Origin of the sequence: Cohnella thailandensis (assembly GCF_014212135.1) — a bacterium.
Lineage (GTDB): Bacteria > Bacillota > Bacilli > Paenibacillales > Paenibacillaceae > Cohnella > Cohnella thailandensis.
The window spans coordinates 107296-117868 of record NZ_JACJVQ010000006.1; the positions used below are offsets into that span (position 1 = coordinate 107296).

A 10573-nucleotide genomic window follows, 5' to 3' on the forward strand; every position below is an offset into this window, starting at 1 on the left:
ATGAAATTTCAACCGGTCTATCAGAATGGCCACTTACTGCTCCCGCCGATTGAATTTGAATTGACGGTGAGTCAATCGGTTGGGATTATAACCGATGTGCAGCGCAAGCAGCTGCTGCTCAATGAATTCAAGGACCACTCACAGTTCTACGTATTCCGTGCGCAGCAAGGTGAATATATGCGGTTGACCATAGAAGAGTTGGTCACTTTTTTAGTGCGAGTATCGGGCAGATCAGAGCCAGTCGCTGCATTGCTGGATTACTTTTCCTTAAAAGATGAAAGAAAGACCAAGGTTAGGGATCTGCCTTCTTCTCGAAAAATGTATATGACACTGTTGCGCGTTTATTTTGCTCATCAACCTACGCTCGTACTGGAGGAGCCATATTTCTACTTGGAGGAGCAGGAGCGGCGACAGTTCAAGCGTGTGCTGGATGATCTCTCCAGAAATAAGAATGTGCTCATCATCACGTCTAACCTGGAGGATGCGATCATCTCCTGTGATACGATTTACCGCTTGGACGGGACTGGTTTTCGTCAATTGGATATACAGGACTCCGAGGAGGATCAACCGGGTGCTCAGGAGAAAGAGGAGCAAGATCAAGTCAATATTGCCATACAGAAAATATTAACGAAAAGAAACGATAAGGTCATTTTATTCGATCCGCCTGAAATTGATTTTATCGAGAGCTTGGAGGGCTCAATCATTGTTCATGTTGGTGGTGAACTTTATGAATGCGCGATGACCCTAACAGAGCTTGAACATCGGCTATTGAACTTCGGATTTTTCAGATGTCATCGATCGTATATTGTGAATTTGCAAAAAGTACGGGAGATTATTACATGGACCAAGAATAGCTATAGTTTACGATTAATTACAGGTAAAGATGCGGTCGTGCCCTTGTCCCGTTCAAAATTACAGGAATTAAAGTCGTTGCTGAACATTTAATTTCCGGGAAATGTAGCTCCAGTTATGCATAAATAGGTACCATTCAGGTGAAAATCGCTACATTTCGGCGTAATTTGGTCGCTTCAGGCAAGAAATCCTTATATGCTTGAGGCATCAACTCAAAGGAAGTGGCGAAGATGGACGTTATCAAAGTAACACATGTCCAAAAGCGATTTGGAAGCAAGGATGCGCTGGCAGATGTGTCGTTCTCCATCCCTAAAGGAGAAATTTTCGGATTCCTCGGACCGAGCGGTTCAGGAAAGACAACACTAATTAAAATTTTAACTGCACAGTTAAATACCACGAATGGACAGGCAACGGTACTCAATCAGCCAGCAGGAATGATGCATCATTCTGCGCAGAAGATGCGCTTTGGCATACTTACAGATAATAGCGGGTTATATGAAAGGCTAACAATTGAAGAAAATTTAGAGCTGTATCGTCAATTATATGATCTTCCCAAGGCTTCGATTGATCGGGTGCTGCAATTTGTGAATTTAAGCGGTGAGCGCAAGAAGAGGTTCAGTGTGTTATCGAAAGGAATGCGGCAGCGTGCCATACTGGCATGCGCGATTATTCATGAGCCGGAATTGTTGTTTCTGGATGAACCGACCTCTGCACTGGATCCGGTGAACGCAGCGCATATCTACAAAGGACTGCGCTACCTGAATGAGAAAGGAACGACGATATTTCTAACGACACACAACATGGCTGAAGCTGAACTGCTATGTCATCGTGTAGCGATCCTCTATCAAGGGAGTATAAAAGCGATCGGTTCACCCAAGGAACTGAAAAGGCAATATCGGGACAATCAGGTGCGGATTGAACTCACTAATGGTGAGATTCACGAGCTGCCGCAAGGCGAAGAAACTGCCGATCGTATTGCCGATTGGATGAAACGGGGCTTCATCGATCGTATAGAGACGAAGGAACCAAGTCTCGGCGATATCTTCATTAAGATGACAGGGAGTGAGCTACTATGAGCATCTCATTGAAACGAATTCAAGCGATATTCATCAAAGATTACAAAGAGTTTACGCGTAATTATGCGATTTCGATTATGGTGCTTTTCCCGATTGTGTTCGCCCTGCTCTATCGCGGGAATGAGTCCGCTGAGATGGGGACTTACGGTTTTCTCTATAACTTTACTTTCGCGATGTTAACGAGCTTTATCCAGGCTTGCTTAATTGCGGAAGAGAAGGAACGGAATACACTGCGTTCCATGATGATGACACCTGCTTCGACATGGGATGTGCTGATCGGCAAAAGCGCCCTTGTATTTGTAATTTCCTCTGCTGTCCTGGCTGTCGTGACGTATCTATTAGGCTCAGAGCCAGCGAATATCGGAGCTTTCTTGATTGCCAACATTCTATCCATTATTCTCTACTCGGCATTGGGTACGATCTGTGGTCTGTTCTCTAAGACGCTGCTTGAAGCGTCCCTGTCGGTCTTCCCTGTGTTGATCTTATTTACTGGAGCGCCATTCGGACTGTTGTTGGTGGATGATGTACCCCTGTTGAAGGTGCTTGATTATATGCCAAGCAGTCAATTCATCGAGTTGCTGGATGTGATGCAAACCACTTCAGCGATCGGAGAGGTTGCCAAGCCGCTTCTGATTATGCTTGCATGGACGATCGTCTTGACAGTTGTGTCGGTAGTGATGTATCAGAAGCGATTGAAGGATGAATAGTGTCTAGTCCAGCGTTCATGGAATTTAAGCACAAAGGGCATCTAATTGGATGCCCTTTAAATTTCGCTTTTGCGATGGTACGTAGAACCGTATCATAAGTGACGCAAATTTTTAACGGTAACGTTATATGAAATCCTTGAAGATAAAACTAACGTTTTAAGCGTATCCGATATTAGGAAAAGTCATTTGGATGTTCAGTTTATATAGCTCCGCAACTTGCGTGGCTACAGTTTCAATATCACTATCTACTTCATCTAGTACATAAGATTCCAATACTCCCATTGTTGCCGTTCCTAGAAACTTCAAAAAAATAGGTTTATCGATAATTGGTTGTGAATCCACATTCAACTTTTTATTTAACTCTCCTATAGTAAAAGACAATAGCTTATTGCGAAATGAGGAAGCATCTCTACTTTTAAACAATGCGGCAAAAAACGATTTATGCTGCTCGAAATAATAAAACCATAATATTGACCCTTGCATAAGCCCTATGTCTTTTTTTTGATCACATATTTCTTGCAATTGTGTTATATGCTCATCCACTATTTTATCTAGCAGATCATACTTGTCCATAAAATGCAGATAGAATGTTTTTCGACCAATGTTGGCTTTCTCCGAAATATTCCTAACCGTAATCTCGTCAAACCCTTCCTTATCCAACATATCCAAAAAAGTCGATTGAATAGCCTGTCGAGACTTTAAAATTCTTCGATCTATTTTATCCATCAGAAGTCCTCCTTTACTTTGTACACAAAGAAAACAACCTGTGTATTAACACGCATATTGCGAAATGTGGTCATTGAATCAGCCGCACCTTTATTTTAGCCTAAATATACACAAGGCGATTAATACGCACAAGTGTACTTTAATCTAAAAGGTGGTTTAAACTTTGAAAGTGACTAAGAAAAATGTAAATTTTCGTTCACACGGGCTGCAAGTGGCAGCAATTCTAAATGTACCTGAACATGCTGAAGAAAAGAAACAGAATCCAGCTATTGTCTGCGTTCATCCGGGCAGCAGTTGTAAAGATCAGACGGCGGGCATTTATGCGGTTAAACTTGCTGAGTTAGGGTTTGTAACGATTGTATTCGATGCATCCTATCAAGGAGAAAGTGAAGGTGAGCCTCGTTATGCCGAATACCCGGCTGCGCGTGTTGAGGATATTCGTAGTGCGGTTGATTATTTAACTACACTAGATTTTGTCGACGAAAATCGTATTGGTGCGTTAGGCGTTTGTGCAGGAGGCGGATATGCTGTAAATGCTTCAATGACAGAGCGACGCATCAAAGCAATTGGTACAGTTGTCGGTATTAATATTGGTCGTGGATATCGTGGTGAAGGCGATCCGATTAAAATTTTAGAGTCAGTTGCTCAACAACGCACTGCTGAAGCGCGCGGAGCTGAGCCTTTGGTTACACAATGGATTCCTAATAGTCATGCCGAAAGAGAAGAGGCCGGTATGACGGATATCGATCTTGTAGGAGCGGTTGATTACTACAGAACACCAAGAGGTCAGAGTCCTAACTCTCCAAACAAATTGAAATTCACCAGCGTGGACTCGGTAATCGGCTTTGATGCTTTCCATTTAGCAGAAAGTCTGCTGACTCAACCTTTGCAAGTCATTGTCGGCGACGTTCAAGGAGCGTATGGTTCATACAAGGATGGCCATGAGCTTTATAACCGAGCAGCTTCTAAGAGGAAAGATTTGTTCGTTATAGAAGGGGCAAGCCACTATGACCTGTACGACAGGCCCGAGCCAGTGAGCAAAGCCGTTGAAAAATTAGGTGCTTTCTATCAAGAAAATCTATAATTAACCTCTATTAGAAGCGTTGCTCGCGCCACAGATCAGGGATTTCTGTACCGATTTACCGTGCCGCGCGAATTGGAGGTGCCGGACAATTTTACGGATATAGTGGATCGTGTGGAGAAGGCGCCCATCAGGGTGCCTTTCGCTTTCTAGATGATATCGTGAACCTTACCATAAGTGACAGCGAAAAATTCATCGTGTAGACCAGACTCAAATCCGACTTGGCAAATTGGTTCAGCGACTTTACATCTTCCGCGCATGTTCTCAAAACCCTAACCTGACATCTTATTGTCCAGTTTTAACGGATATACTGAAAACTAGAGGTGAGCGGATGCAAATCAGCAGATTATTCCAAGTGATTTATATTTTATTGGAAAAGGGAACCGTTACGGCCCCAGAGTTGGCTGAGCGGTTCGAAGTGTCTGTCAGAACGATTTATAGAGACGTTGAGGTTTTAAGCCAGGCCGGAGTTCCGATCTATACCAGCCAAGGAAAAGGAGGCGGCATTTCTCTTTCCGACAGGTTTGTCCTGAACAAATCTTTGCTTTCGGACAAGGAGCAGGATGAGATACTCTTTGCCTTACAAAGTTTGTCCGTGGCTCAATTTCCCGATTCCGACGAGGTTCTCTCGAAGCTGAGCAGCTTGTTCAGGAAGAACAGCACCAACTGGATTGAGGTGGATTTCTCCTCTTGGGGAAGCGGGCAAAAACAAAAAGAGCTATATGTCCTGCTGAAACAGGCCATTCTGGAGCATAAAGTGATTTCGTTTACCTACTTGAGCGCGGACGGAGAACAAAAAAGCCGGAGAGCTGCTCCGGTGAAACTGCTTTTTAAGGATAGAGCCTGGTACGTTGAGGCCTATAGTTTCGAAAAAAATGCTCTAAGAACCTTTAAGATTACCAGGATGTCGAATGTACAGCTTTTAGACGAAGACGAGAGTAAGCTCTTAGAGATTCAGCAGGTGTGGATGGAAGCTACCTGGACTTCTCGTGAAGAAGTTAGGGTTAACGAAACGCCTAGAATCCCTCTGGTATTAAAAATAGAACCGGCGGGAGCCTATCGCATCGTGGATGAGTTTAAGGAAGAGGACATTTCGAAACAGGAAGACGGGTCTTTCCGAGTCACATCAGATATGCCTTCCGGAGAATGGCTTTATCAGTATCTTCTTTCATATGGAGATCTACTGGAGGTTATTGAGCCGGTGTCTGTCAGGCTGGAGATGAAAAATCGCACGAGTAAAATGGCCGAAAAATATTTTAGATAACTGGACACTCTGCTGTCAGGTTCTGTTGATTAAACTAGCCTTGTATTCCAAACATACTAAGGAGGATTCAGCAGAACGATGGAAAACAGCCCGTACTTATTGGATATGAGCAAAGAATTTGCAGGTAAACGAGCCCTGGTGACCGGCGGAACCCGAGGAATCGGTAAGGCGATCGTCCAACGTCTGCACGCAGGAGGAGCTGAAGTGATAGCTGCGGCAAGATCGCTGCCCGAAGCATTACCGGAGGGAGTAGGGTTCATTCAAGCGGATGTCAGTCTCCCAGAAGGTGTGGATCACATGATTCAGGAAACGATTCGAATGTTCGGCGGTCTGGATATTTTGATTAACAATGCGGGAGGTTCCTCAACGAGCACGGCAGGGGCTTTAGCTATAACAGATGAGGATTGGCAGACGACGTTTAACGCCAACCTGTTCTCATCCGTCCGTCTCGACCGCGGATTTCTTCCTTATATGGTTGAACAGCAAAGCGGAGTGATTGTCCATATATCCTCTATTCAGCGTAAATTGCCAGGCAACATGACCGTGCCTTATTCGGCAGCCAAAGCTGCGCTCGTTAACTACAGCAAGAACATCGCGACTCAATTCGGCCCTATGGGGATAAGAATCAACGCATTGGCGCCGGGATTTACCGAAACGGAATCGGCGGAACGGTTAATCGAGAGAATGGCTGAACAGGCAGGAACGGACTATCTGGCTGCCCGCCAGCAGTTAATGGACGAGCTTGGCGGTATTCCTCTCGGCCGACCGGCCAAACCTGAGGAGGTTGCCGAGCTTGCCGCCTTCCTTGCTTCAAGCAGAGCCTCTTCTATTACGGGCTGTGAGTATGTCATTGACGGCGGAACCATCCGCACCGTTTAACGAAATTACAAAGGAGTTGATTTTATGGAGCCTAGTCTGCTTCCGCAAGTTATACAAGATTTTATAGCCGCTGCCAATAAACCCGATCGGGAGGCTTATGTCGATTGCTTTTCGGAAGATGCTCTTGTCCATGACGAAGGCAAAGAATGGGCAGGCAAAGCTGCTATAAAAAAGTGGAGTGAAGAACATCACTTTGGTGCTAACATAACGCTTGAACTCAAACAGCATAAACAGCATGAGGAAGAAATCGTGGTGGTTTTTAAGGTTGACGGGGATTTCGATAAAACCGGCCTCCCGGATCCTCTTTATTTGGATTTTTATTTTCAGATCCGCAACCTTAAGATTAAGCGGCTGACGATACGGCTGTCCAAAGGATCGGAACAAGTAGAAGAACGCTAATCAGATAAGGGACGAGGCGAACCTAAAAATGATAGTAAATCATTTGCTATTAAAGCTGAAGGACCAAAGTCCGAAGCATATCGAGCAAGTTCAAACCGCTCTGCTGAGCATGAAAGGGAAAATAGACGTTCTTCTCGATGTCCAGGCTGAAGTTAACATTCGTCCTGGCCCTTCCGCATATGATTTGATTCTGATTACCAAGTTTGCATCCTTTGATGACATGGATGAATACCTTATCCATCCGGCCCATCAGGATGTCGCCAAGTTGATTGGTACGGTTCTGGAGACGCAGGCATATGTCTGCTGCTCTATCGGATGAAGTAAGCTTTAATAAGACCATAAGAGATTAGTCTACGACAAGTTGCAAAAGATGAGCAATGGCGGCCACATGGCCGCCATTTGTTTTCGCCGATGATCCGTTAAGGTGAACCTTATCACAAATGACGCTATTTTTTGGAAATAGTCTAGGTGGATCCTTGAGTCACAAGGGTTCTCCCCATTTTGCGTGGTTTCCTCTACTTGCGCCCTCATCCCTGAACGTTTGCATTTGTCCAAATACTAATGTTACGCCGATGCGCAGTGGACGTCTTTTCTTTCACGGTCGACGGGCTCCTTTTCGCCCCGCCAGCATCAATGCCAGCGGCAAGATGAGCGCACTGGCGGCAGCCAACACATATAGGCAAATGTTAAACGCGTCGGGATAGGCGGAGGCCGAGCCGGTATGAGCTTCAAGAGCGCTAAGCCAAACCATGCCTATCAGAGCGATTCCGATCGTAGAGGCGATCTGTATGCTGGTTGTCATGACACCGGATGCGGAGCCGATGTCCGTTGTGCGGATTTTCGCCAAAACGATATTAGTCAGTGGCGCGGCGACGAAGCCTTGACCGATGCCGAGCACAGCTAGAGCCGGAATCCAAACGCCGATATCGGATGAAACCCCGGTCGTTTCGACCGCCCAGCTAAGCAGCAGGTAACCAGCTGTCGTTAAGATGGAACCGACGGTCAGCACATGGGCTCCAAGCTTCGAAGCGACTTTGGAAGAAAACAGCGATGCGAGGAAATAGCCCATTCCCATCGACCCGATTACAAGACCTGCTTGCAGAGCTGAGAAATGAAGTCCAAGCTGAAGCATGTAGGCAGCGACAAGGAAGAAAGCGCCCTGCGACGACATCAACAGCAGCACGACGAGAATGCCGAACGTGAACACCTTATGTCTAAAGAGATCCACATTCATAAATGGGAGCCGGGCGCGGTACAACAGTCGCCGTTGGTACCAGGCGAACAAAACCAACACAGGGGCTGACAAGATCAAACTGACGACGAGACCGGCGGGCCATCCTTCACGCTGTCCCTGCACGAGCGGATAGACGAGCATCAGCAAGCCGACTGCGGCGAGTGCGGCCCCGATCCAATCCAATCCGGTGCGATCCGGCGAGCCGGATTCAGGAATAAACGGAATCAGGGCCAATATCAGAGCCCCGAGCAGGACGCTGATCAGGAACACTGCTCTCCAATCCAGATCCCACAAATCCATGCGGAGAAGCAGCCCGCCGATTATCTGCCCGACCGCTGCCGCGATTCCCTGGGTCGCTCCATACATGCCGAAGATCGCCCCTCGGCGTTCCGGAGCATAATTGGCTTGAATGAGGGATAAAATCTGCGGCATAAACAAAGCGGCGCCGACGCCTTGCAAGACGCGCGACGCAATGAGCATAGTGACTTGGACAGATAAGCCGCATAATAGAGAAGCAATCGTGAATAGGGCCACCCCGATGAACAGCATTCTCCGGCGTCCAAACCGATCGCCCAGCCGTGCACCAATAATCAGCAGAACGGCAAACGTAAGAGTATACCCGGTAAGCATGAATTGTACATCGGCGAAGCTGGCCCCAAGCCCTTTTTGGATCGAAGGCATGGCTACGTTCACGATGAACGCGTTCGACACGGCCATAAATACGGACAAAAGCAGAGCCGGCAGCATCAGACGCGATCTGCGTCCGTCTCCTTTGGAGACGAGGTCGCGATTCCGCACCAGCTGTGCGGAATCGTCCGAAAATGTCTTGGGCATAGAAAGATCCCCTTTCCCACTACTCGCTCAATTGACAGAAGGCGAGAGGGTTTCCTATAATGGAGGAGACAGGTCTGTCTCATCAAGCTGAAATGATACAGACAGATCTGTCTCATGTCAATGCCCTTTTTCCAAACCTATGCAAACGGGGGTCGAAGATGAATAAAGAGTCGGCTAGAGATCGTATACTGCGGGTCGCCTCCGAATTGTTTTACATGGAGGGAATACGGGCGGTCGGTATCGATCGGATTATCAAGCAATCCGGCGTTGCCAAGGCAAGCTTCTATCGAAGTTTCGCGACGAAAGATGATCTGACGGTTGCTTATCTCGAATCTAGGGATGAACTGAAAGTAGAAAAACTGGAAAAACTGAGGCGGTTGTATCCGGGCTCTCCTAAGGAACAGCTAAGCGCTCTTATTCGCGATGTGACCGAACAGATGGGGACGCCGAATTACCGGGGGTGTCCGTTCTTGAACGCGGCGGTCGAATTCCCGGATCCGGATCACCCCGCCCACGTCAAATTGCTGGACATTCAGAGGAGCTTCTGGTCTCGGGTTCTAGAACTTGCAAGGGAAGGGGGGGCGCGACAGCCTGAGGAGCTGACTGCGCAGTTGAGGATGTTGTATGACGGATTCGTCATGAAGCGCTACTTGGATAAGTCCGATCTTGATCCGGAGTATTTCCGGAAGGCTGCGGAATTGCTCTTGGAGAAGCAGCTCGTTCCGGACAACCATCAGGGGTAACGGACGATATTCATTTCGCTTCGGTACCGCTAAAGTTTTCGTGTGAAACATGCTGAGGAGAAAAATACCCCAAGTAATATTAAGGGGTACTGGGCACGGAGTACAAGATTTCGGATATACGTATAACCTAAAGAGGACCGGAGGAAGCGCCTCCGGTTTTTCTTAATTAAAATGATTTCGCCGATAGACCCGTTACGGTGAACCTTATAATAAATAGTGGTAAAGCGGAAAATCGAACTAAACGTTGATGCTATAACTGTACACTCGAGAGGATGCTAAGGGCATAGATATTTAGAAATCACCTTTACGGAAGCCGATAACTCGTCCGTTTTGGCCGACGCAGACAAATGACCGATCTGAACGGTTGAGACAGGCTATGGTTTCGATTTATCCTTTAGAATTGTTCTCTGTATAAGCTATCTAATATCCATACCGAAACGTATATCCAAAGGATCATGAGGATACTTATTGGTATGAACCAACCTTCTCGAAAGATTAACAAATGACATACATACCCTAAATATATAATAGCACCTACAACGGTAAAGACTGCTGCTTTCCATATCCAATGTTGCCGGAAGTAACCCCATACCATAATTGGATATGAGATGGTAAAAAAGACTAGATATAGACCGTACCGGCTTATTTTGGGGTTAGAAAGCAAAGTTGCCTTAAATCGCATAAGGCCGGACAAGTCGAGTACACCCCATAAAAAGAGTACAGTACAGACTGGGAACATTCCAAATATGATATAGCCATAGCAGTATATCGTTCGAAG

General features: G+C 46.4%; 11 protein-coding genes. 9 read left to right on the forward strand and 2 right to left on the reverse strand.

What is annotated here, in order from left to right:
• The 3 genes from H7B67_RS08400 (at position 1) to H7B67_RS08410 (ending at position 2635) form a co-directional block, all read left to right on the forward strand.
• Positions 1–945 carry a LytTR family transcriptional regulator DNA-binding domain-containing protein gene (locus H7B67_RS08400; protein WP_185119361.1) on the forward strand — a complete coding sequence of 315 codons (945 nt, stop codon included), beginning with the start codon at positions 1–3 and terminating at the stop codon, positions 943–945.
• Positions 946–1082: 137 nt separating this feature from the next.
• A complete protein-coding gene (locus H7B67_RS08405) occupies positions 1083–1928 on the forward strand; it encodes an ABC transporter ATP-binding protein (protein WP_185119362.1) in 846 nt (281 codons plus the stop codon).
• Positions 1925–2635 (forward strand): ABC transporter permease, encoded by a 711-nt coding sequence (locus tag H7B67_RS08410; protein WP_185119363.1) that lies wholly within the window; start codon positions 1925–1927, stop codon positions 2633–2635. Before H7B67_RS08405 ends, H7B67_RS08410 begins: the two co-directional genes overlap by 4 nt.
• Positions 2636–2791: 156 nt before the next feature.
• Here H7B67_RS08410 and H7B67_RS08415 read toward each other — a convergent pair whose 3' ends face one another.
• Entirely contained in the window at positions 2792–3361 is a 570-nt protein-coding gene (locus H7B67_RS08415; RefSeq protein ID WP_185119364.1) for a TetR/AcrR family transcriptional regulator, read from the reverse strand.
• Positions 3362–3524: 163 nt separating this feature from the next.
• Between H7B67_RS08415 and H7B67_RS08420 the strand changes: the two genes are divergently transcribed.
• The 5 genes from H7B67_RS08420 (at position 3525) to H7B67_RS08440 (ending at position 7303) form a co-directional block, all read left to right on the forward strand.
• Positions 3525–4445, forward strand: a complete 921-nt coding sequence (locus H7B67_RS08420) for an alpha/beta hydrolase (protein WP_185119365.1) — start codon at positions 3525–3527, stop codon at positions 4443–4445.
• A gap of 328 nt (positions 4446–4773) precedes the next feature.
• Complete coding sequence (locus tag H7B67_RS08425; protein WP_185119366.1) at positions 4774–5706, forward strand: helix-turn-helix transcriptional regulator; 933 nt, start codon at positions 4774–4776, stop codon at positions 5704–5706.
• A 78-nt stretch (positions 5707–5784) separates the two neighbouring features.
• Positions 5785–6585 (forward strand): SDR family oxidoreductase, encoded by an 801-nt coding sequence (locus H7B67_RS08430; RefSeq protein WP_185119367.1) that lies wholly within the window; start codon positions 5785–5787, stop codon positions 6583–6585.
• Between the two features lie 24 nt (positions 6586–6609).
• Entirely contained in the window at positions 6610–6984 is a 375-nt protein-coding gene (locus H7B67_RS08435; protein ID WP_185119368.1) for a nuclear transport factor 2 family protein, read from the forward strand.
• Positions 6985–7012: 28 nt separating this feature from the next.
• Positions 7013–7303 carry a Dabb family protein gene (locus H7B67_RS08440; protein WP_185119369.1) on the forward strand — a complete coding sequence of 97 codons (291 nt, stop codon included), beginning with the start codon at positions 7013–7015 and terminating at the stop codon, positions 7301–7303.
• Positions 7304–7579: 276 nt separating this feature from the next.
• Here the strand turns inward: H7B67_RS08440 and H7B67_RS08445 are convergent, their stop codons facing one another.
• A complete protein-coding gene (locus H7B67_RS08445) occupies positions 7580–9052 on the reverse strand; it encodes an MFS transporter (protein WP_185119370.1) in 1473 nt (490 codons plus the stop codon).
• A gap of 158 nt (positions 9053–9210) precedes the next feature.
• Here H7B67_RS08445 and H7B67_RS08450 point away from each other — a divergent pair, with 158 nt between their 5' ends.
• A complete protein-coding gene (locus H7B67_RS08450) occupies positions 9211–9795 on the forward strand; it encodes a TetR/AcrR family transcriptional regulator (RefSeq protein WP_185119371.1) in 585 nt (194 codons plus the stop codon).
• Positions 9796–10573: the final 778 nt, after the last annotated feature.

Bases quoted from the DNA above. Each gene is read 5' to 3' on its own strand.
- H7B67_RS08400 (WP_185119361.1), top strand. From the start codon at position 1: ATGAAATTTCAACCGGTCTATCAGAATGGCCACTTACTGCTCCCGCCG.
- H7B67_RS08405 (WP_185119362.1), top strand. From the start codon at position 1,083: ATGGACGTTATCAAAGTAACACATGTCCAAAAGCGATTTGGAAGCAAG.
- H7B67_RS08410 (WP_185119363.1), top strand. From the start codon at position 1,925: ATGAGCATCTCATTGAAACGAATTCAAGCGATATTCATCAAAGATTAC.
- H7B67_RS08415 (WP_185119364.1), bottom strand. From the start codon at position 3,361: ATGGATAAAATAGATCGAAGAATTTTAAAGTCTCGACAGGCTATTCAA.
- H7B67_RS08425 (WP_185119366.1), top strand. From the start codon at position 4,774: ATGCAAATCAGCAGATTATTCCAAGTGATTTATATTTTATTGGAAAAG.
- H7B67_RS08430 (WP_185119367.1), top strand. From the start codon at position 5,785: ATGGAAAACAGCCCGTACTTATTGGATATGAGCAAAGAATTTGCAGGT.
- H7B67_RS08435 (WP_185119368.1), top strand. From the start codon at position 6,610: ATGGAGCCTAGTCTGCTTCCGCAAGTTATACAAGATTTTATAGCCGCT.
- H7B67_RS08440 (WP_185119369.1), top strand. From the start codon at position 7,013: ATGATAGTAAATCATTTGCTATTAAAGCTGAAGGACCAAAGTCCGAAG.
- H7B67_RS08445 (WP_185119370.1), bottom strand. From the start codon at position 9,052: ATGCCCAAGACATTTTCGGACGATTCCGCACAGCTGGTGCGGAATCGC.
- H7B67_RS08450 (WP_185119371.1), top strand. From the start codon at position 9,211: ATGAATAAAGAGTCGGCTAGAGATCGTATACTGCGGGTCGCCTCCGAA.